Genomic DNA, 20,453 nt, shown 5'->3' with positions numbered 1-20,453 from the left:
CCTCACCCCTCATCCGATGTCTGACACCCCCGCGAACCAGCGCTCTTGGTGGCGCCAGCCCCCCCTCTGGGTGGGGGCTGCTCCCCTGCTGATCTTTCTGCTGGTGTCGGCCATCGACCTGGCGCTGGCCAAGCAATTCACCGACAACGGCAAAGCCGTGATCAGTGATGCCCTCGGCGGGGTCTGGCAGTGGATGGTGGTGCTGCTGTTTCTGATCGCGCTGGTCCTGGCCATCAGCCCAGTCGGCAAACTCCGGCTTGGAGGCGCTGAGAGCAAGCCCAGTCTCAAATTCTTCGACTGGTGCGCAGTGCTGATCTGCACCCTGCTGGCGGGGGGTGGTGTGTTCTGGTCGGCAGCCGAACCGCTTTATCACTTCCAGACCCCATCACCGGTGTTTGCGGGGGTCGAGGGCAGCACTGCCGCAGCGGTGGATCCCGCCCTGGCGGTGAGTTTTCTGCACTGGGGCTTCCTCGCCTGGGCCCTGGTGGCCACCACCACCACGATCACCTTCTCGATCCTGGAGCGACGGGGTGAACCCCTGCGTCCCCGCACACTTCTGGTGAACATCGTGCCGCGCAGCTGGGTGGATGGTGCGCTCGGTCACCTGGCGGATGGGTTGTCTGTGGTGGCCGCAATCGCCGGCACGGTTGGCCCCTTGGGTTTCCTCTCGCTGCAGCTCAGCAATGCCGCAGGGCAACTGCCCTGGCTCAGCGACAGTGCCGGCTTGCAATCCCTTGTGGTGGTGCTGCTGACCGCCGTCTTCGCGACCTCCACCGTCAGCGGCATTCAAAAAGGCATCAAGTGGCTGTCGGAGCTCAATGTGTGGCTCACCCTGGCCATGGCGGCGGGCCTACTGCTTTTGGGCCCGGGCCTCTGGCTGATGCAGCACTTCTTCAGCGGCTTCATCACCTATCTGATCCACCTGCCGCAGATGGCCCTCACTCCCAATGCCGTGCCGGCGAACTGGGTGAACGGCTGGACGGTGTTCTACTGGGGCTGGTTCCTCGGCTATGCGCCCTTGATGGGGCTGTTCACCGCCGGCGTCAGCCGCGGCCGCAGCATTCGTGAACTGGTACTGGCGGTGGCCATCCTCTGCCCGATCGTGACCAACCTTTGGTTCACCCTGCTGGGGGGCACCGGATTGCATCTCGAATTGGCGGGGGGCGGCATCAGCGAAGCCCTGGCCCAGAACGGAGCCGCCGCTGCCCTGCTCACGATCCTCAGCCAACTCCCCCTGGCCGGTCTGCTGATTCCGGTCGGCCTGGTGCTGGTGGTGCTGTTTATGTGCACCAGCGCCGACTCAATGAGTTACGCCGCGGCCATGGTGGTGAGCGGCCGCAACGAGCCCCCTGCTCTGCTGCGCCTGTTCTGGGCCTTGATGATCGGCAGCCTCACCTTGGTGCTGCTTCGCATTGGCTCGGGCCTGGGGGACAGCACCTCCATCGATGCCCTGCAGGCCTTCATCGTGATCACCGCGGTGCCGGTCACCCCCTTGGTGCTGGCCACCCTCTGGAGCGCGCCACGGCTGGCCTGGAGGGAAGCCAAGCGCGAAGGACTCAGCTAATCAGCTGATGGGTGCCCAGCTCCCGTGCAGGCCATGGGGAACGGCCAACGGCAGCTCAAGCACCGCCACCTCCGACAGATCACGGGCGTTGAGGATCACCAGATCGGATGCGGCCCGGGCCCCGTTCCACACCAGATCGAGCACCCAGCCGTCGTCCTCTGCCTCAGCACCGGGACGACGCACCATCAACGGCTCACTCACAAAGCCCCTCGGCGCCGCACTCCAGGTGTGGGTCTCCCCGGAATCCAGATCAAGTTTCTGGATGGCCTGCAACGGATCGTTGCCCCTCTCCCGCTCCGCCACCGCCATCCAGGCGAAGCGGGCGCTGAGGCCCTGACGCTCGGGGTTGACCATGGCGAACTCACAGGTGCGCTCGCTGATCCGCTCGGTCTGCACCGATTCCCGACTGAGGTCGAGGCGACAACGGTGCAGGATTCCCTCCGGCACCGTGTCGAAATTCACCTCAGCGAAATCCTCATCAGGTCCGATGGACGGGAAATCGTCGTAGACGATGCTCTCCACCACGACGTGATCGCCATCCTCGAAGGCATTGAGGTGATGGAAGACGAAACCGTCGGGAGCTTCGAGAATGCGGGGCTTCTGACCGGCGAAGCGGCCGGAATCGCGGGGGATCAGCCAGAAGCGCCCCTTGCCGCCGGGTTGAGATGCCAAGCACTGGGCCGCACCCTTTTCGCCGGTCACAAACGGCAATGGATTAAAGGCGATGGCGTTCTGGAGGAACACCGCCCAGTTGGGGGTGATGGCGAAATCGTGGAGGAAGGCGAAGCCGGGGAAGCTGTCGGAACGGTCGTGCAGCAAGGCGCCAGCTTCCGGGCCATCGGTGGCGAACTCCATCAGACGGATGGTGCTGCGGGGCCCGGTCTTAACCCCGAAGGTGACCATGCGGGGCCGTCCGTTGTGGCCGGGATCGAAGCGGGGGTGAGCGCTGAAAGCCTCGCCCTTTTTCAACACACCATCGAGGCGCGACAGGCCGCGGGTCTCCAGGCTGCGGGGATCGAGCGCATGGGGTTCCGCCGCCTCCCAGAGGGCCAACAGCTGATCACCCAGACGCACCACATTGGTGTTGGCGATGTTCTTCAAGCGCAGGTCAAAGGCATTGGCCAGCCGACCACCCGGCTTCTGACTGCCGAACACGCCGCGGTAGAGCACCTTGCCGGCCTTCTCCTCCGCCAGCCAACCCTCAGTACGCACAAAACGGTTGCTGAGGCAGACGCTGCCGTTCTCAAACCGCATCGCCGCAATCATGCCGTCGCCGTCGAAGGGGTGATGCACCCGATGCCCATCCCGCTCAAGCCGCCCGGGGCCATTGCGATAAAAGGTGCCCTGAAGCTCCGTCGGAACCGTTCCACGCACCGGGGTCAGCGCCACGTCGGTGAGTTCCTGCTCAACGTTCACAAAGGAACTGGCCCAGTCGCTGCGGGCGTAGCTGCGGGCGGGGGCGACGGTCACGGGCGAACGATCAACGTCCGCCCATCCTCTCGTAACGGACTGTGAAGCGCGGAGCTGCGCTCAGCTGGCGCCGGCCTGCTCCAGCACCCCTTTGCTGCTGGGGATAGCGCCGGCCCGGCGTGGATCCACCTCCGTGGCCATGCGCAGGGCCCGGGCAAAGGCCTTGAAGCAGGCTTCAACGATGTGGTGGGAGTTGACCCCATCCAGCTGACGGATGTGGAGGGTCAGCCCGCTGTTGTTGACCACCGCCACGAAGAACTCCTTCACCAGCTCGGTGTCGTACGTGCCGATCTTCTGGCTGGGAATCTCGAGGCTGTAGCTGAGATGGGGGCGACCGGAACAATCCAGGGCCACCTGCACCAGGGCCTCATCCAGCGGTGCCACGAAGTGACCGAAGCGATGAATTCCGCGCCGGTCCCCCAGGGCCTGGGCCAGGGCCTGCCCCACGGCAATCCCCACGTCCTCATTGGTGTGGTGATCGTCGATGTGAGTGTCTCCCACCGCATTGATTTCCAGATCGATTAGGCCGTGGCTGCTGATCTGATGAAGCATGTGGTCGAGAAACGGCACACCAGTACTGGACTGGCACTGGCCGGAGCCGTCCAGATCCAGCCGCACCTTCACATCGGTTTCACCAGTGACCCGATGGATCGTTCCCTGACGTGCCATCACCCGAGCTTCAGTGCCCTCATCGTGCCTCACATTCCGGTGACGCAGTAGCCCGCATCCACGTAGATGGTCTGACCGGAAATGCCGCTGGCCAGATCGCTGAGCAAGAAGGCAGCCGTGCCACCCACTTCCATCTGGGTCACGGTGCGGCGCAGGGGAGCCTTCTCCTCCACGTTGTGGATCATGTCGAGAATGCCGCCGATGGCGGAGCTGGCCAGGGTGCGGATCGGGCCGGCGCTGATGGCATTGACGCGCACTTGCTTTTCGGGACCCAGCTCTGCCGCGAGATAGCGAACAGAAGCCTCCAGAGCCGCCTTGGCGACGCCCATCACGTTGTAGTTGGGGATCGCACGCTCAGCACCGAGGTAGGAGAGCGTGATCACACCGGCCTTCTCGCTGAACAGCGGCTTGGCATGGGCGCAGAGGGGGGCCAGGGAATAAGCGCTGATGTCGAGGGAACGGGCAAAGCCTTCAGCGGTGGTGGCGCTGTAGTCACCGATCAGCTCTTCCTTGCCAGCAAAGGCCAGGCAGTGCACCAGCCCGTCGAGCACGCCCCACTTCTCCTTGATCTCGCCGAAGACCTCAGCCATCTGGTCGGCATCCTGCACATTCAAAGGCAGGAACAGGCTGGGCTCAAGGGGAGCGGTGAGTTCGCGCACCTTGGCCTCAAAGCGGCCCTTGTCGTCAGGCAGATATGTGATGCCGAGTTCAGCACCGGCCGCCTTCAGCTGCTGAGCGATGCCCCAGGCAATCGAACGGTTGTTGGCGATGCCGGTGACGAGAATCTTCTTGCCGGTGAGATCAAGCAGCATCGGGACAGACCGGAACGGGTTGAATTCGCGCGATTCTCCCCCATCCCCCGCCAAGATCACCGCTCGTTTGCTGACAAAGGCCGGTGCCCAGCGCTGCGTCACCCCCGATCAACGGCGACCTGCCGCGGCAATTCGCGTCCCGCGATGCCCTCAACACCCTGTTGGCGCAAGAGTTCCCAGGGGCGGAGGGGGAACTCAGCCCGATCCGCGGTGGGCGTGAAGCAGCCGAAGACAAACTGCGGCGCATTGACGCAAGGCGCTACGCCAAAAGTCGCAATCACCTCAAGGGTGCAGTCACCGGGCTGTCGCCCTACATCCGTCACGGCGTGCTGACCCTCGCGGAGGTGCGCGATTCAGTGTTTGCACGGATCCGCAACCGCGATGAGGGCGGAAAGCTGATCAACGAACTCGGCTGGCGGGACTTCTGGCAACGGATGTGGCTCGATCTGGGGGATGGCATCCATGACGATCAAGAGCCGTTCAAAACAGGCCATGACGCCGGGGCCTATGCCCAGGAACTGCCGGCCGATGTGCGCGCAGGGAGCACGGGGCTGGCCTGCATGGATGGCTTCCGCGATCAACTGGTGACGACCGGCTGGCTGCACAACCACGCCCGCATGTGGATGGCCGCCTGGCTCGTGCACTGGCGACGGGTGCACTGGAAAGCCGGAGCCGACTGGTTCCTGGAGCACCTGCTGGATGGCGATCCAGCCAGCAACCATCTGAGCTGGCAATGGGTGGCCAGCACCTTCAGCCACAAGCCCTACTTCTTCAACCGCGGCAACCTGGAGCGCTACAGCGACGGGCATTACTGCGACAGCTGCCCCAGCGCAAACAGCTGCCCATTCGAAGGCAGCTACGACCAACTGGAGAGCCAGCTGTTCGCCCTGATGCCGGCCATACGGGAGACCGGCAACAACCGCAACCAGCAGCGCAACCGCCAACGCCGGAGCAGCAGAGGCGCCAGTGCCGCCCTGGCCCGTCCCAAGCGATAAGCAGGAGATTCCTCGATGACATTTCAACGCCCGATCCTCTGGATTCACGAGGAGGCCCTTGGTGCCAACAACCCAGCGCTGCAGGCCTGGCCAGAGTCACCAGCGGTGTTCGTGTTCGACATCCGTTGGATCCAAGAGGCACGAATCAGCCGCAAACGGCTCGGCTTCCTCTACGAAAACGCCCTCGACCTTCCCCTCACCCTGCGCAAGGGGGATGTGGCCGATGAGGTGCTGGCCTTTGCCCGTCGCCATCAGGCCGATGGTGTGGTGAGCAGCAGCTCTGTAGATCCACGCCTGGAGCGGATCGGCGAGGCCATCGACGCAGAACTGCCGCTTGAACTGCTGGATCCCGAACCGTTCGTGGAACTGCCGCGGCCACCACGGCTGGGGCGGTTCAGCCGGTACTGGCGCGATGCCGAAGCGGTGGTGTGGGAGGGCTACTCACCAGCCCGTTGATCCCTCAGCAGCTGCCGGGCCCGCTTCAATTCCTCCACAGGATTAGTAAGCAGATCTTCCTCCTCGAGTGAGGGCAGCTACACAGGAACCACCTGCTTGTCGTTCCGGGGCGGCTCGATCCACTGCCAGCGGTCTTCCGGAGCGCGGGCCTGGCACAGAGCTTTCAGCTCGCTCTTCAACAGGCCACGCACATCGCGCCTGGCCACGGCATCAAAAAACTCCTCACGGGTCGCCAACCCGGAACTGAACGGTGTGGATCCATTGCCGTTGAACAGGCGGGCCGGATCCGGCAGCCATCGGGGCCGACACACCCCTGGGAAGCTGGTGTCTGTCTCCAGATAAATGTGGAGCCCGTAGCCATCGGGCTGATTGACCACAGCCACCCCGTCATGGGGGGAATGGCGCTCGAGAGGGAACAAGCGCCAACTGGGCGGTTCCTTTGGAGCAGCGCAGGCCCCCAGCAGCAGGACGACTCCCCAAAGCAGTCGCAGGCGCGGCATCCATTACCACCGGAGGTGGCCATCCTGAAGCAGATTCGCTGCATCTGCCTGCGCCTTATGGCCCTGACACCATCCACGATGCTGGCGCTGAGCACAGGCCTGCCTGATTTTGATCTTCCCCAGGTCACGGGTGGTCGGCTGAACAGAAGTTCTCTGGACCAACGGCCCGTGCTGCTGATGGTGCTTTGTGCCCATTGCCCCTTTGTGAAACATGTGGAGGCCGAGATCACTCGACTGAACCAAGACTTCAGAAATGCGGTGCAACTGATCGGTGTGAGCAGCAACAGCCTGATCACCCACCCCCAGGATGGGCCGGAGCAACTGGCGGACCAGGCCAGGCGCCATGGCTGGAGCTTCCCTTACCTGCTGGATGAGCAGCAAACCCTGGCCCGAGCGCTCAGGGCCGCCTGCACGCCGGAGTTCTACCTGTTTTCACCTGATGGCGAAGGCCTGCAGAGCCTGCGCTATCGCGGCCAATTGGACGGGAGCCGACCCGGCAACGATCAGCCCCTCGATGGTCGTGACCTGCGGGCCGCCCTCGAGGCCGTGCTGACGGGAGCTTTGGTGAATCCAGACCAGACCGCCTCGGTGGGCTGCAATGTGAAGTGGAACCCCGGACAGGAGCCGGAGTGGTTCGGCTGAGCCACTTAAGCTTTGCTTTATGCAAGTACCTCCCTTCAGCCTCAGCCAGCAGATCGATGATCTTGGTGTGGACCTCGAAGAGGCGGTGCTCGAGGTGTTGCGAAGCGGTCAGTACATCGGTGGACCGCAAATCAAACGCTTTGAGGAAGCGTTTGCCACCAGTGTTGGCTGCGAGCACGTCGTTGGCTGCAACAGCGGCACCGACGCTCTGATCCTGGCCCTGCGCGGCCTGGGCATTGGCGCCGGCGATGAGGTGATCACCTGCTCGTTCAGTTTTTTCGCCACGGCTGAGGCCATCAGCGCCGTCGGCGCCACGCCGGTGTTCGTGGATGTCGACCCCAGCACCTACCTGATCGATTTCGATCAGATCGAAGCTGCGATCACCCCCGCCACCAGGGCCCTGATGCCGGTGCACCTGTTCGGGCGCGCGGTGAACATGACCCGGCTGATGGCCATTGCCGAACGCCATCAGCTGAAGGTGATCGAAGACTGCGCCCAGGCAACGGGAGCCCGGTGGAATGGTCAGGCCGTGGGCAGCTTCGGCGATGTGGGCTGCTTCAGCTTCTTCCCCACCAAGAACCTCGGCGCGGCCGGCGATGGCGGTGCTGTCACCACCAGCGATGCCCAACTGGCCCAGGCCATGCGTGAGCTCGCCGTGCACGGCATGCCCGAGCGGTACTTGCACACCAGCCTTGGCTACAACAGCCGGCTGGATGCGGTCCAGGCGGCTGTCTTGAACGTGAAGCTGCCAAGGCTTGAGGAGTGGATCGGCAAACGAACAGCCATCGCCAAGCGTTACCGGGATGCTCTTGGCGATCTCAACGGCCTCACACTGCCGACCCCCGACGACGGCCACAGCTGGAACCAATTCGTGGTGCGCATCGGCAGTTGCCCCAGCGGCCAGCCGCTCTGCAACGCCAGCTGCACCCCCTCCACCACCAGTGCACGCCACGGCATCCCCGAGAGCTGCTGCCGCGACTGGGTCAAGCAGACCCTGCAGGAGCGTGGGGTGAGCACGATCATTTACTACCCCATTCCAATCCACCGGCAGCCGGCCTACGCCCATCTGGGCTTGCAACAGGGCTCCTTACCGGTGACGGAACAGCTCTGCAGCCAGGTGCTGAGCCTGCCGATCTTCCCTGAGTTGAGTGGCCAGCAGCAAGAGGCTGTGATCGACACGGTGCGCCAACTGCTGGCAGCCAAGGTGCCGGGCCAGTTCCGACGTGCCGACGAAGGTGATCAGGACCGGATGGTGGCGTAAAGCGCTTTAAACCGAGCCTGCTGCTTCTTGTGATCCACCAGAGGTTCGGGGTAGTCGCGCCGTTCCAGAGCACCGATTTCACCGCTGAGCAAATCCTTGGTGTTCACATGGCGCAGTTCCGGCACCCACTGGCGGATGTAGTCGCCGGCTGAATCGAATTTGGAGGCCTGGGTGGCGGGGTTGAAGATGCGCAGGGGCTTGGGGTCCATGCCACTGCTGGCGCTCCACTGCCAGCCACCGTTGTTGGCGGCCAGGTCACCATCCACCTCCAGTTCCATGAAGGCGCGCTCGCCCCAGCGCCAGTCGCAGATCAGGTCTTTGACCAGATAGGAGGCCACGATCATGCGGCAGCGGTTGTGCATCCAGCCGGTCTGGTTGAGCTGACGCATGGCGGCATCGATGATCGGCATGCCGGTCTGCCCCTCCTTCCAGAAGTCGAACCAGTCCTCGTTGTTCTCCCAGGGGAAGCGGCGCCACTGCTCGCGGTAGGGGCCATCGGCGAGTTCCGGGAAATGAAACAGAGCCTGCTGGTAAAACTCGCGCCAGCCCAGCTCCTGCTCCCACACTGCAATGGCCTGCAAGTGCTCCTCGCTGCGGGCTTGCTCACGGGAGTCCTGGGCGGCACACCAGGCCTGGCGCGGGCTGAGGGTGCCGACGCTCAGGGCAGCACTGAGGGTGGAGGTGCCTGCGGTACCGGGGAAATTGCGACCAGGCTCATAGCCGAGCAACGGCCCATCACAGAAGCTGCTGAGTTGGGCCAGCGCCGCCGCTTCTCCAGGGCGGCAGGGGCAGATCTCAGCGCCCTTGAAACCATGGCTCTCCCGCAGAGCCTCCAGGGACTCAACGGCCGGCAGCTGAGCAGGATCAAGATCCACCAGCCCGGTGGGGGCCGCAATGGTGCTGGGTTGCTTGGCCAGCACCTGGCCGCGCCAGTTGCGCAGGAACGGGCCATACACGCGATATGGGTCACCACCACCGGTCTTGAGCAGCTCTGGAGCGATCAGCAGCTGATCCCAATCCACCACCACCTTGCGGCCATCAGCCTGCAGTTGTTTGGCCACCTGGCGGTCCCGCTCACGGGCATAGGGCTCCACATCGCGGTTCCACACCACAGCCTCGGCACCGATCTGCTGCGCCAGCTGCGGCAACACCGCCACCGGGTCACCTTTGACGACCAGCAACCGGCTACCGGCCTTCCGCCAGCGCTGCTGCAGTTCCACCAGGCTCTCGATCAGAAACCACAGCCGGGCCGGCGCCATCGGCGGCAGATGATCCGGCGGGTTGATCAGCTGCGGGTCGAGCACGTATACCCCCGTCACCGCCGGACTGATGTCCGTAGCTGCCACCAAACCAAGGTTGTCCGCCAGGCGCAGGTCGCGGCGGTGCCAAAACAGAACGCGAGAGCTGGTCATCAGAGGCCGAGAAGCTGCTTGGCACGGAACCAGGCGGTCACGCTTTTGCCATCGAGCCATTCATCGCCCGAGGCCAACGCTGCATCCAGCTGGGCTGGGCTCATCCGCACCACCTCCAGATCTTCGTCGTCATCGCCGGCTGGCGGATTCTCCAAGGGCGTGAGCTCCCGGGCCAGGAAGCAATGGATCACTTCATCGGAATAACCAGGGCAGGGGAGCATCGGCCCCAGCACATCCCACTGCGCAGCGCTAAAGCCGGCTTCCTCCCCCAGCTCCCGCTGCATCGATTCCAGTGGATCTTCGCCATCTTCAAGCGTGCCTGCTGGGAATTCGAGCAGGCGGGCCTGCACCGCAAAGCGGTACTGACGCAGAAGCACCACCTGGCCGTCATTCGTGATCGGCACCGCCAAGGAAGCGCCGGGGTGGCGGATCATCCCGAAGGTGGCCTCGACACCCATCGGCAGCTTGATCCGGTTGCGCTCGAAACGGAGCTTGCGAGCGTCCACCACCTCAACGGTGTCCAGCAGCTCAAAGGGCTCCGGGGCGGGCAGTGGCGCCATGGGATCAGGCGAGAAGGCTCACCAGCATGGCGGGTAAGTGCCCTGCATCGCTTCCAGCAACGGCGCCAGCACAAAGCTGCGCAGGTGCATCCGCCGGTGGGGAAGCATCAGGTCAGGATGATCCAGCCGCAGTTCTCCCCAGAACAGCAGATCCAGATCGAGGCTGCGCGGGCCCCAGCGCTGTTCCTGCGATCGGTTGCGGCCGAACTGCTGTTCCAAACCCTGTAAGGCATCCAACAGTTCCAGGGCGGCGGGCACGCTCGGCGGGGCCTGCAGCCCCTCCACCAACATCACGGCATTGCAGTAACGGGGCTGGTCCGGAGGACCACCAACCGGAGCGGTGTCGTGCAGGGATGACCAGCGGTAAACCAGCTTTTGACCGGCCCAAGCCCTCAGCAGCTTCTCCAGCAAAGGCCGCACCGCCACCAACGTCTCGCGCGGCGATCCCGCCGCACTGGGCTGGTTCGCCCCCAGCGCCACCGCAACAGAAGCGTCATCGATGGAGGGCATCAGCGAGACTGGCGCGCACGAACGGGCTGAACGCGTCCATGGTGGCAACCGGAGTAGCGGTGAAGGACGATCAGGCCACCCGTGCCTTTCCGCTGGCAGCGATCACGGGCCATGGGACGTTGAAGTTGGCCCTTCTGCTGGCGGCCGTCGACCCTGGGTTGGGCGGTGTGGTGATCGCGGGGGGACGCGGCACCGGCAAATCGGTTTTGGCCCGGGGCCTGCATGCCCTGCTGCCCCCGATCGACATCCTCGAGGCCGATGGGGGTGTGGGGCGCAACCTCGATCCCCAGAACTCGGATGAATGGGACGACGCCACCCGTGAGCGGATCACAGGCGAAGCACCCTCCACGGTGATTCCCGCCCCCTTCGTGCAGATTCCCCTTGGCATCACCGAAGACCGCCTGGTGGGCGCTGTGGATGTTGCAGCCTCCCTATCCAGTGGCAGTGCGGTGTTCCAGCCCGGGCTACTCGCCGATGCCCACCGCGGCGTGCTCTACGTCGACGAGCTCAATCTGCTCGACGACGGCATCGTCAACCTGATGCTGGCGGCCGTCGGCAGCGGCGAAAATCGGGTGGAGCGGGAAGGTCTCAGCCTCAGCCACCCCTGCCGGCCGCTGCTGATCGCCACCTACAACCCGGAGGAGGGCAACGTTCGCGATCACCTGCTGGATCGCTTCGCGATTGCGCTCTCCGCCAACCAGTTGGTGAGCACCGAGCAGCGGGTGGAGATCACCAACGCAGTGATCAGCCATGGCCAATGCAGCCGCAGCTTTGCTGAAAAATGGAGCGAGGAAACCGATGCGCTGGCTACACAGCTGCTGCTGGCCCGCCAGTGGCTCCCGGATGTTCAGATCAGCGGCGAGCAAATCGAATACCTCGTCACCGAAGCCATCCGCGGCGGCGTCGAAGGGCACCGCTCCGAGCTCTACGCGGTGCGGGTGGCCAAGGCCCATGCCGCCCTCAGCGGACGGGATCAGGTGGAAGCTGACGACCTCCAGGTGGCCGTGGCCCTGGTGATCGCTCCGCGGGCGTCCCAGATGCCGCCGCCCGACCAGCAGATGGAGCCACCGCCACCGCAGGACCAGGAACCGCCTCCGCCGCCCCCCGAGCAGCCCCAGGACCAGGGCGATCAGCAGCAGGACAACCCGCCCCCACCTCCGGAGGGGTCCGACGACGAGGACAACGAACCGCCGGAGGACAACAGCGAGGACGACAACAGCGATGACGAAGAGGGTGACGGCGAGGAGGATCAGGCTCCACCGGCGGTGCCCGAAGAGTTCATGCTCGATCCCGAAGCGATCGAAGTGGACCCTGATCTGCTGCTGTTCAATGCCGCCAAAGCGAAAAGCGGCAACAGCGGCAGCCGCTCCGTGGTGCTGAGCGACAGCCGTGGTCGCTACGTGAAACCGATGCTGCCCCGAGGGCCGGTGCGCCGGATCGCCGTGGACGCCACCCTGCGGGCAGCGGCGCCGTACCAGAAGATTCGCCGCGAACGGGAACCGGGCCGCTCGGTGATCGTGGAAGAGGGAGATCTGCGGGCCAAGCTGCTGCAGCGCAAGGCCGGTGCCCTGGTGGTGTTCCTGGTGGATGCCAGCGGCTCGATGGCCCTGAACCGGATGCAAAGCGCCAAAGGCGCCGTGATCCGGCTGCTCACCGAGGCTTACGAAAACCGCGATGAAGTGGCTCTGATCCCCTTCCGCGGGGATCAAGCCGAAGTGCTGCTCCCGCCCACCCGCTCGATTACGGCGGCCCGCCGCCGCCTGGAATCGATGCCCTGCGGCGGCGGTTCACCCCTGGCCCATGGCCTCACGCAAGCAGCCCGCGTTGGTGCCAATGCGCTGGCCACAGGGGATCTCGGCCAGGTGGTTGTGGTGGCCATCACCGACGGTCGCGGCAACGTACCCCTGAGCACCTCCCTAGGCCAACCCGAACTGGAGGGCGATGAGAAACCCGATCTCAAGCAAGAGGTGCTGGACGTCGCTGCCCGCTACCGGATGCTTGGGATCAAGCTGCTGGTGATCGACACCGAGCGGAAGTTCATCGGCAGCGGCATGGGCAAAGACCTGGCTGAAGCCGCAGGCGGCAAATACGTTCAGCTGCCCAAGGCCAGCGATCAGGCGATTGCAGCAGTTGCAATGGACGCCATCACCAACATCTAAAAGCACGATATCGAGTCGAAATCACACCAATATCGACCCGATATCGTGCCTATTGAGCGGTTTGTGCTGGAAAGATTTCGCCAAACAATTCACCCAAGCCGATGGTGAGATTGCGAACACCCTTCATGAACTCAGGATCACTGGTGAGTTGAGCCACATCGCCACCCACGGCATCGATCGTGGCCGTGAGCTGGGCGGCATTGGCGGCCGTCTGCTTGAGGTCGCTCAGGGTCTGGGGATTATCGAGGGACGCGGCAATGTTGTTCAGATGTGCCGTGGCTAACTCCAGATTGCGAATCACAGGCGCGGCCTTGGCCAGTTCATCCTGCAGCTGCACCGTCAACTCCTCGAATTCCTTGGTGGAGGCCTCAATCTGCTCAAGCGAGGCCGCCACATTGGGAATCACCCGCTCGTCCTGAACCTGGGCCAGCAGCGCCTGCATGGTTGCTGTCACGGTGGAGAGGCTGGGAGCTTCTCGTCCCACCACAGTTCCACCGTTGCAGAGCTGGAGCGTTGGCTGACAGCCAGGCGCTTGAGGGAGGGGTGCATCCGGCGGAAGCGGGGTTCCGCTGCTGACCAAGGCCACCTGGGCGTCACCCCCCAGCAGCGAGCCCGCCCCCACCGTGGCCGTGACGGGCAGCGGTAAACGCAGATCAGCTTGGTTGATCTCAAGCTCAACCACCACCGCCTCAGGGGTGACCTCAATCGAACGCACCGAACCCACCAAGATGCCCCGGTAAGTGACAGGAGAACGCTCCGCCAAACCTGCTGCGTCGTTGAAACGGGCCGTCAGAGACCAGTGGCCAGCCCCCAAACGAAGCCCTCGGAGCCAAAGAGCGGTTGAAGCAAATCCAACGATGCCGCCAATCACCGTGAATCCGACGATGGCATCACGAACACTGCGTCGCATGTTGGTCAGTGCTCCGCCGGTTGCATCGGTCCGCGCAGGCTACCCGTCCTGAACTGGATGACATAGGGGTTGTCGGTGCTGCGAAACGCATCCACCGAGCCTTCCCACTGAAACTGACCGTCGTAGAGCATCAGCACCCGTTCCGCAGAGCGTTCAATCGTGCTGCGCACATGGCTCACCACCACTGAACAGCCCTGCGCCACGGTGGTGGTTTTCACAATCAAGTCTTCGATCCGCGTGCACGCCACGGGGTCGAGTCCTGCTGTGGGCTCGTCGTACAACAACAGGGGCATCGACTGATTCCCCCGCTGAGGATCATCAATCAGGGCACGGGCAAAGCTGACCCGCTTCTGCATGCCACCACTCAATTCCCCGGCATAGAGGTGGGCCACGTCATAGAGCCCCACCGCCTCAAGGCAGGCATGCACACGGTCACGAATCTCCTGCCGCGACAGCTGCGTGCGTTCGCGCAAGAGAAAGCCGACGTTCTCCTCAACCGTGAGCGATGCCAACAGAGCGGGGTTTTGAAACACCAGCCGCACGTCCGGCGGGTCGGTCTGGTCCAGCCGCAGGTAGGTCTGGGCTTTGTTGAACAAGCGCAGCTCACCACTGGTGGGCAGCTGCAAACCAGCCAGAAGACGCAGTACCGTGGACTTTCCTGCCCCGGATGGGCCCACCACGGCCAAGCGCTCCCCCGCACGCAAGGTCAAGTTGACCCGATCCAGAACAGGCCGAGATCCCCACTGCATCGTGAGGTCCCGCATCTCCACGACGGGTTGAGACTGCGGCACGGTCTGGGCCAAAAACACAGCCATCCTGCCGCCTTTCCACAAGCTCCGTACAGTTCGGTGAACTTGCTCATCAAGCCGTTCCTTGGCGCTGAAGCCTCCGACAAGCAAACGCCAAGCCCGGATGATGCGCCATCAGCGGCGACGGGATCTGATGACCCGCTCCCAACGGGCGGTTCGCTGGCTGCAGCCTGGCTTAGTGGTGAAGCGCTGGCTGCTCACCTCCGGCCTGGGCCTTTTGACGGCACTGCTAGGGGCCGCCGTCTGGGCCGATCTGAAGCCGATCTACTGGATCCTTGAAACCCTTAGCTGGCTGCTGGGGAACCTCACAACCGTGCTGCCCCGCGAGATCACCGGACCCCTGGTGCTGCTGATCGGCAGTGGCCTTTTGCTCTGGGGGCAGAGCCGCAGCTTCGGCTCGATTCAACAGGCTCTCGCTCCCGACAAGGACACCGTTCTGGTGGATGCCCTGCGGGCCAAGAGCCGCTTGAACCGGGGGCCCAACATCGTGGCCATCGGCGGCGGCACGGGTTTATCGACCCTGCTGAGCGGTCTGAAGCGCTACAGCAGCAACATCACCGCGATCGTCACCGTCGCTGATGACGGCGGCAGCAGCGGAGTGCTCCGGCGGGAACTAGGGGTGCTGCCCCCAGGTGATATCCGCAACTGCCTGGCCGCCCTGTCCACCGAAGAGCCACTGCTCACCCGCCTATTCCAATATCGCTTTGCAGCCGGGAGCGGCCTAGAAGGGCACAGCTTCGGCAATCTGTTTCTCTCTGCCCTCTCAGCGATCACGGGCAATCTGGAAACCGCCATCACCGCATCAAGTCGTGTGCTGGCCGTGCAAGGTCAGGTGGTGCCCGCCACCAACGTGGATGTGCAGCTCTGGGCCGAACTTGAAAACGGCCAACGGATCGAAGGCGAAAGCAACATCGGCCACGCCCCCAGCCCCATTGTTCGCCTGGGCTGCAGTCCTGAACGACCACCGGCCCTGCCCCGGGCCCTCGAAGCAATCGCCAATGCCGACCTGATCGTGCTCGGACCGGGCAGCCTTTACACATCCCTGCTCCCCAATCTGCTGGTACCGGAACTGGTGGGCGCCATCAAACGCAGCAAGGCCCCCAGGCTCTACATCTGCAACCTGATGACGCAACCCGGCGAGACCGATGGCCTGGATGTGCGCGGTCACATCCGCGCGATCGAGGCACAGCTCGCCACCCTCGGCATTGAGCCCAGACTGTTCAATGCCGTCTTGGCCCAAGACGATCTGCCCGAGTCTGATCTGGTGCGGTATTACCAAAGCCGCGGCGCTGATCCCGTGCGTTGCGATGCGGAAGGGCTCCGCTCAGACGGCTACGACGTGACTCAGGCTCCACTGCAGGGAGTGCGGCCGACTGCAACACTGCGCCACGACTCGCGCAGCCTTGCCCTTGCGGTGATGCGCTTCTACCGAAGCCATCGACGCGAACGCGATCAATAGGCGTCCTGCATTTCATAGAAATCGGGCTGGACGTAGTCCTTGCGCAGCGGCCATCCCTTCCAGTCCTCCGGCATCAACAAGCGTTTGGGATGCGGGTGTCCCTCAAATTGGATCCCATACATGTCGAAGGTTTCACGCTCCTGCCAATCGGCGCCACGGAACAGTCCATAGATCGATGGCAGCGAGGGGGTGCCTTCACGATCGAGGAACACCTTGATCCTCACTTCCCGCAGCTTGGCTGAGGGATCGGCCGCCATGGCCTCCACCTGTTCCGCCAACGCCAACAGGTGATAAAAGCAAACCAGTTGCTCACCGGGGCCTTCGTCGTAGCCCCCTTGGCACTGGAGATAGTCAAAGCCGTTGCTCTTGAGCGCCGCAGCAATCATGGGAAGAACGGCAGCGTCAACGCCGATCTGCTCAACACCAAGATGATCAGGCTCAAGGCTGCTGTGATCAAAGCCTTGCTTGTTCAACCACTGGCTCACCGGACCAGGCTCGGGAGCAACAACAGCACCAGCTTCATCCGAGGCGGCTGTCTTCTTGGAAGGGGTTTCGCTCATGACTCGACAGGTTCAGCAGCAGGGGTAAGCACGGCGGCATCGGTGGCCAGGGTCTGCCCTGCCGGAGCCGCAGCCAGGGCAGCCTTCTGAGATTCGGCCCGAAGGTAAGAACCGGTCACCACAGGTTCAACACGCTTCATCTGGTGGGAGACCGTCATGTAGCGGTGGGTTTGCTGATGCTTGCGACGCTCCGCCAGCGACTCATCGCCAACTTTCTTGCGCAACTTGATCACGGCATCAAAGATCGCTTCAGGGCGGGGCGGACAGCCGGGCAGATAAAGATCCACCGGAATTAACTTGTCGACGCCGCGCACTGCGGTGGTGGAATCAGCGCTGAACATTCCACCGGTGATGGTGCAGGCACCCATGGCGATCACGTATTTCGGCTCGGGCATCTGCTCATAGAGCCGCACCAGGGCGGGCGCCATTTTCATGGTCACGGTGCCAGCCACGATTAAAAGGTCGGCCTGACGAGGGGAACTGCGGGGAACCAGACCGAAGCGGTCGAAATCGAAGCGAGACCCGAGCAGCGCTGCAAATTCAATGAAGCAGCAGGCCGTTCCATAAAGAAGAGGCCAGAGGCTGCTCAAGCGAGCCCAGTTGTGCAGATCATCCAGACTGGTGAGGATGACGTTCTCGCTGAGATCGTTGGTGACCGCTGGGGCACCAATCGGACCGCAGCTGGCTTCGCGCAGATCGCGAACAGCAGCAATAGAGGGGGATGTGTTCTCAGACATAACTAGCTCCACTCAAGGGCGCCTTTGCGCCAGGCGTAGGCCAAAGCCACCAGCAGGATGGCGATGAAAATCAGGGCCTCAATGAAGGCCAGCAAGCCGAGACGGTTGAACGCCACAGCCCAGGGATAAAGGAACACGGTCTCGACGTCGAAGATGACGAAGACCAGCGCAAACATGTAGTAGCGGATATTGAATTGAATCCAGGCCCCACCAATGGGCTCCATGCCGGATTCATAGGTGAGTTGGCGCTCACCAGCACGGCTTTTCGGCGCCACCAACTTGTTGGTGATCAGCGCCAGGGCCGGCACTGCAGCCGCAATCAGCAGAAACCCCAGAAAGGCGTCGTAGCCGGGCAGGGCAAACATGGAGGTCCCCGTAGACCGGGTCAGTCTGGCATTCACCGCCTGGAGTTGTCGTCGATAGAGTCGATTGGCCCAGCAACACAGCGGTGAGCGACGAACAACAGTCCGTCCAGCCGGTCGATACCACCGAAGCGGTGGAACCAGCGGTTGAAACCGCTCCGGAGAGCGACCCACGGACCCACCGTTTCGAATGTCGCAGCTGCGGCTACGTCTATGACCCCGACGAAGGGGTCAAGAAAGTTGGGATTGACCCCGGCACAGCCTTCGAGGATCTCGACGCGCTGGCTTTCCGCTGCCCCGTCTGCCGCAGCAAAGTGGCGGCCTTCCGCGACATCGGTCCGCGTGCCAAGGCCAGTGGTTTCGACGAGAACCTCGATTTCGGCCTCGGGGTGAACCGGATGACGCCCGGGCAGAAGAATGTTCTGATCTTCGGCAGCCTTGCTCTCGGCTTCGCCTTTTTCCTGTCCCTTTATTCCCTGCGCTGAGGCCAACTGATGAAACGCCTGTTGAACTCTGTCAGCCAGCTTCTGCTGGTGCTTGTGCTGGGGGTCAGCCTCAGCGGCTGCGTCACCACCCACGTGCCCACGGCCAGCACGAGTCCTTGGCAGGCCATGGATCTCGACACCCAGGCCAACCCGCTGGATGTGGCCTTCACCGACAGCCGCCACGGCTACCTGGTGGGCAGCAACCGGATGATCCGGGAAACCAACGACGGGGGTGCCCATTGGAATGAGCGCAGCCTTGATCTGCCCGATGAAGAGAACTTCCGTCTGATCAGCATCGACTTCGATGGCGATGAAGGCTGGATCGCCGGTCAACCCGGGCTACTGATGCACAGCGACGACGGCGGCCAAAACTGGACCCGCCTGTTCCTCGACACCAAATTGCCCGGCGAGCCCTACCTGATCACAGCGTTGGGCAGCCATTCCGCAGAGCTCGCCACCAACGTGGGCGCGGTCTACGAGACCCATGACGACGGCAGCAGCTGGGAAGCCAAGGTGACCGATGCAGCAGGTGCGGTCCGGGATCTGCGTCGCAGCAGGGATGGCAGCTACGTGAGCGTGAGTGGCCTTGGCAACTTCTACGCCACATGGGAACCGGGTGATTCCGTCTGGCAGGTGCACCAGCGCGTTAGCAGCCAGCGGCTGCAAAGCATCGGCTTCCAACCCGACGGGAACCTGTGGATGGTGGCCCGCGGCGCACAAATTCGACTCAACGATGAGCCCGGCAACTTCGACAGCTGGAGCAAAGCCATCATCCCGATCACCAACGGCTACGGCTACATGGATCTGGCCTGGGATAACGACGGCGCCATCTGGGCCGGCGGTGGCAACGGCACCCTGCTGGTGAGCCGCGACGGCGGCGACAGCTGGGAGAACGACCCCGTCGGGGACCGTCAACCCAGCAACTTCACCCGCATGGTGTTCGACGGAGAGCACGCCTTTGTGCTGGGTGAGCGGGGCAACCTGCTGCGTTGGGTGGGCAACGCTGTGTAACTGCGGCAACGCCTCAGCCTCATCTCACCTGAGCCACCTCCTAAGATCATCGTCCTGACACGCCCAACGCCATGGCCGCCGGCTCAACAGGAGAACGCCCGTTCTTCGAAATCATCACGAGCATCCGTTACTGGGTGATCCACGCCGTGACACTGCCTTCCATTTTTTTGGCAGGCTTCCTGTTCGTGTCCACCGGCCTGGCCTACGACGCCTTCGGAACACCTCGTCCCGACGCCTATTTTCAGGCTTCGGAAAGTAAAGCTCCTGTGGTGAGCCAGCGCTACGAGGGCAAATCTGAACTCGACATCCGTCTGAAATAAGTCATGACCCAAGCTCCTCCTGTCGCCACAACGCCACGCAACTATCCGATCTTCACGGTTCGTTGGCTGGCGTTGCACACCCTCGGCATCCCGACGGTGTTTTTCCTTGGCGCCCTTGCCGCGATGCAGTTCATCCGCCGCTGATCCAACCCATGGAACGCAATCCCAATCCCAACAACCTGCCAGTTGAACTCAACCGCACCAGCCTGTACCTGGGTCTGCTCTTTGTCTTCGTGACCGGCGTACTCATGTCCAGTTACTTCTTCAACTGAGGATTATTCGATGAGCGGAAAAAAATCCCCGTACCCCGACGGTCGAATTCCTGATCGCAACCCGGATGGGACACCGGCTGTGCCTTGGAGAAGCCGCTGGACCGAAGGCGTTCTTCCTTTATGGCTTGTTGCCACTGCAGGCGGAATGGCTGTTCTCTTTGTTGTGGGCCTGTTCTTCTATGGCTCCTACACCGGTGTTGGTTCCGCCTAATTTCCGGAATCATGTTCCTCGCAAAAGCCCCCGGCCTTTCGGCCAGGGGCTTTTATTTGCTTGGCACACGGCTATTCATTGTCCTCTTGCCGACTCGAATCGTGCATAAATCGGAACCGTGTGCGCTCAAGCGAGATCCGTTCAACCGGTGCCATAGAGGACCTAGGTCAGCTAGAAACGGATGCTTCCGCCTCGTACTGAAGCCGAGTGGACTCAAAGGCGCCGCAACCAGCGAAGCCGGCCCATACGCCGTGCCCTGTTCTGCCCGGCCCACCCTGGTGAACGCATTGGAGGCAATGACAGGAAA

The 20,453-nt window shown here is 63.1% G+C and carries 24 protein-coding genes and 1 pseudogene; 13 read left to right on the top strand and 12 right to left on the bottom strand.

The features are described from left to right. Positions 1–16 precede the first annotated feature (16 nt). Positions 17–1,564, top strand: coding sequence for a BCCT family transporter (locus SynTAK9802_RS01030; RefSeq protein WP_186496866.1), 1,548 nt, complete (start codon positions 17–19; stop codon positions 1,562–1,564). On the opposite strand, the gene SynTAK9802_RS01025 is transcribed toward SynTAK9802_RS01030, so the two are convergent. Genes SynTAK9802_RS01025 through fabI form a run of 3 tightly spaced genes read right to left on the bottom strand, consistent with a single transcriptional unit; the run spans position 1,565 to position 4,515 of the window. Then, entirely contained in the window at positions 1,565–3,034 is a 1,470-nt protein-coding gene (locus SynTAK9802_RS01025) for a carotenoid oxygenase family protein (RefSeq protein ID WP_186496864.1), read from the bottom strand. It lies immediately after the preceding gene. Positions 3,035–3,094: 60 nt separating this feature from the next. Then, on the bottom strand, positions 3,095–3,703 hold the full coding sequence (hisB, locus tag SynTAK9802_RS01020) for an imidazoleglycerol-phosphate dehydratase HisB (protein ID WP_186496862.1): 609 nt from the start codon (positions 3,701–3,703) through the stop codon (positions 3,095–3,097). A 29-nt stretch (positions 3,704–3,732) separates the two neighbouring features. Next, positions 3,733–4,515, bottom strand: a complete 783-nt coding sequence (fabI, locus tag SynTAK9802_RS01015) for an enoyl-ACP reductase FabI (RefSeq protein ID WP_025362030.1) — start codon at positions 4,513–4,515, stop codon at positions 3,733–3,735. A gap of 83 nt (positions 4,516–4,598) precedes the next feature. Between fabI and SynTAK9802_RS01010 the strand changes: the two genes are divergently transcribed. Both SynTAK9802_RS01010 and SynTAK9802_RS01005 read left to right on the top strand, forming a co-directional pair. Then, a complete protein-coding gene (locus SynTAK9802_RS01010; protein ID WP_186496860.1) occupies positions 4,599–5,510 on the top strand; it encodes an FAD-binding domain-containing protein in 912 nt (303 codons plus the stop codon). Positions 5,511–5,525: 15 nt separating this feature from the next. Then, complete coding sequence (locus SynTAK9802_RS01005; RefSeq protein WP_186496858.1) at positions 5,526–5,966, top strand: hypothetical protein; 441 nt, start codon at positions 5,526–5,528, stop codon at positions 5,964–5,966. On the opposite strand, the pseudogene SynTAK9802_RS01000 reads toward SynTAK9802_RS01005, so the two are convergent. Further along, positions 5,948–6,466 (bottom strand): annotated as a pseudogene (locus SynTAK9802_RS01000) (hypothetical protein). The gene SynTAK9802_RS01005 and the pseudogene SynTAK9802_RS01000 overlap by 19 nt on opposite strands. Before the next feature lie 57 nt (positions 6,467–6,523). On the opposite strand from SynTAK9802_RS01000, the gene SynTAK9802_RS00995 reads away from it, so the two are divergent. Both SynTAK9802_RS00995 and SynTAK9802_RS00990 read left to right on the top strand, forming a co-directional pair. Beyond that, positions 6,524–7,108, top strand: coding sequence for a thioredoxin family protein (locus tag SynTAK9802_RS00995; RefSeq protein ID WP_186497924.1), 585 nt, complete (start codon positions 6,524–6,526; stop codon positions 7,106–7,108). A gap of 19 nt (positions 7,109–7,127) precedes the next feature. Then, positions 7,128–8,369, top strand: a complete 1,242-nt coding sequence (locus SynTAK9802_RS00990; protein WP_186496856.1) for a DegT/DnrJ/EryC1/StrS aminotransferase family protein — start codon at positions 7,128–7,130, stop codon at positions 8,367–8,369. On the opposite strand, the gene SynTAK9802_RS00985 is transcribed toward SynTAK9802_RS00990, so the two are convergent. From SynTAK9802_RS00985 to folK, 3 genes are read right to left on the bottom strand one after another with little or no spacing between them, the layout of a single operon-like run. Next, positions 8,348–9,781, bottom strand: coding sequence for an FAD-binding domain-containing protein (locus SynTAK9802_RS00985; RefSeq protein WP_186496854.1), 1,434 nt, complete (start codon positions 9,779–9,781; stop codon positions 8,348–8,350). The two genes, SynTAK9802_RS00990 and SynTAK9802_RS00985, sit on opposite strands and share 22 nt — an antisense overlap. Beyond that, positions 9,781–10,341 (bottom strand): NUDIX hydrolase, encoded by a 561-nt coding sequence (locus SynTAK9802_RS00980; RefSeq protein WP_186496852.1) that lies wholly within the window; start codon positions 10,339–10,341, stop codon positions 9,781–9,783. Before SynTAK9802_RS00980 ends, SynTAK9802_RS00985 begins: the two co-directional genes overlap by 1 nt. Positions 10,342–10,359: 18 nt before the next feature. Then, positions 10,360–10,851 carry a 2-amino-4-hydroxy-6-hydroxymethyldihydropteridine diphosphokinase gene (gene folK, locus SynTAK9802_RS00975; RefSeq protein ID WP_186496850.1) on the bottom strand — a complete coding sequence of 164 codons (492 nt, stop codon included), beginning with the start codon at positions 10,849–10,851 and terminating at the stop codon, positions 10,360–10,362. Between the two features lie 38 nt (positions 10,852–10,889). Here folK and bchD point away from each other — a divergent pair, with 38 nt between their 5' ends. Beyond that, the gene (gene bchD / locus SynTAK9802_RS00970; protein ID WP_186496848.1) at positions 10,890–13,010 is read left to right on the top strand and encodes a magnesium chelatase ATPase subunit D; all 2,121 of its coding nucleotides are present in this window, start codon (positions 10,890–10,892) and stop codon (positions 13,008–13,010) included. 49 nt (positions 13,011–13,059) lie between these two features. On the opposite strand, the gene SynTAK9802_RS00965 is transcribed toward bchD, so the two are convergent. Both SynTAK9802_RS00965 and SynTAK9802_RS00960 read right to left on the bottom strand, forming a co-directional pair. Further along, a complete protein-coding gene (locus SynTAK9802_RS00965; protein WP_186496846.1) occupies positions 13,060–13,920 on the bottom strand; it encodes an MlaD family protein in 861 nt (286 codons plus the stop codon). A 5-nt stretch (positions 13,921–13,925) separates the two neighbouring features. Next, positions 13,926–14,684, bottom strand: a complete 759-nt coding sequence (locus SynTAK9802_RS00960) for an ATP-binding cassette domain-containing protein (RefSeq protein ID WP_186497923.1) — start codon at positions 14,682–14,684, stop codon at positions 13,926–13,928. 148 nt (positions 14,685–14,832) lie between these two features. On the opposite strand from SynTAK9802_RS00960, the gene yvcK reads away from it, so the two are divergent. After that, the gene (gene yvcK, locus SynTAK9802_RS00955; protein WP_186497921.1) at positions 14,833–16,188 is read left to right on the top strand and encodes a gluconeogenesis factor YvcK family protein; all 1,356 of its coding nucleotides are present in this window, start codon (positions 14,833–14,835) and stop codon (positions 16,186–16,188) included. On the opposite strand, the gene SynTAK9802_RS00950 is transcribed toward yvcK, so the two are convergent. From SynTAK9802_RS00950 to SynTAK9802_RS00940, 3 genes are read right to left on the bottom strand one after another with little or no spacing between them, the layout of a single operon-like run. Then, positions 16,182–16,748, bottom strand: a complete 567-nt coding sequence (locus SynTAK9802_RS00950; RefSeq protein WP_186496845.1) for an NAD(P)H-quinone oxidoreductase subunit J — start codon at positions 16,746–16,748, stop codon at positions 16,182–16,184. The two genes, yvcK and SynTAK9802_RS00950, sit on opposite strands and share 7 nt — an antisense overlap. Continuing rightward, the gene (locus tag SynTAK9802_RS00945) at positions 16,745–17,485 is read right to left on the bottom strand and encodes an NADH dehydrogenase subunit K (protein WP_186496844.1); all 741 of its coding nucleotides are present in this window, start codon (positions 17,483–17,485) and stop codon (positions 16,745–16,747) included. The genes SynTAK9802_RS00950 and SynTAK9802_RS00945 overlap by 4 nt, the downstream gene beginning before the upstream one ends. A gap of 2 nt (positions 17,486–17,487) precedes the next feature. Then, positions 17,488–17,850 carry an NAD(P)H-quinone oxidoreductase subunit 3 gene (locus SynTAK9802_RS00940; RefSeq protein WP_038551549.1) on the bottom strand — a complete coding sequence of 121 codons (363 nt, stop codon included), beginning with the start codon at positions 17,848–17,850 and terminating at the stop codon, positions 17,488–17,490. Between the two features lie 83 nt (positions 17,851–17,933). On the opposite strand from SynTAK9802_RS00940, the gene SynTAK9802_RS00935 reads away from it, so the two are divergent. From SynTAK9802_RS00935 to SynTAK9802_RS00910, 6 genes are all read left to right on the top strand, one after another. Further along, positions 17,934–18,332, top strand: coding sequence for a rubredoxin (locus SynTAK9802_RS00935; protein WP_186496843.1), 399 nt, complete (start codon positions 17,934–17,936; stop codon positions 18,330–18,332). A 9-nt stretch (positions 18,333–18,341) separates the two neighbouring features. Next, a complete protein-coding gene (locus tag SynTAK9802_RS00930) occupies positions 18,342–19,343 on the top strand; it encodes a photosynthesis system II assembly factor Ycf48 (RefSeq protein ID WP_186496842.1) in 1,002 nt (333 codons plus the stop codon). A 71-nt stretch (positions 19,344–19,414) separates the two neighbouring features. After that, positions 19,415–19,663 (top strand): cytochrome b559 subunit alpha, encoded by a 249-nt coding sequence (gene psbE, locus SynTAK9802_RS00925; protein WP_006850675.1) that lies wholly within the window; start codon positions 19,415–19,417, stop codon positions 19,661–19,663. Positions 19,664–19,666: 3 nt separating this feature from the next. Then, positions 19,667–19,807, top strand: coding sequence for a cytochrome b559 subunit beta (gene psbF / locus SynTAK9802_RS00920; RefSeq protein WP_006851435.1), 141 nt, complete (start codon positions 19,667–19,669; stop codon positions 19,805–19,807). A gap of 8 nt (positions 19,808–19,815) precedes the next feature. After that, positions 19,816–19,935, top strand: a complete 120-nt coding sequence (locus tag SynTAK9802_RS00915; protein WP_006852026.1) for a photosystem II reaction center protein L — start codon at positions 19,816–19,818, stop codon at positions 19,933–19,935. A 10-nt stretch (positions 19,936–19,945) separates the two neighbouring features. Continuing rightward, positions 19,946–20,146: a photosystem II reaction center protein J gene (locus SynTAK9802_RS00910; protein ID WP_011363231.1), complete on the top strand. Its 201-nt coding sequence runs from the start codon at positions 19,946–19,948 to the stop codon at positions 20,144–20,146. Positions 20,147–20,453: the final 307 nt, after the last annotated feature.

The sequence above is a fragment of the Synechococcus sp. TAK9802 genome (assembly GCF_014279535.1).
Lineage (GTDB): Bacteria > Cyanobacteriota > Cyanobacteriia > PCC-6307 > Cyanobiaceae > Parasynechococcus.
Note: the sequence above shows the minus strand (reverse complement) of the source record. Positions and strands in the feature narration are given on the sequence as shown.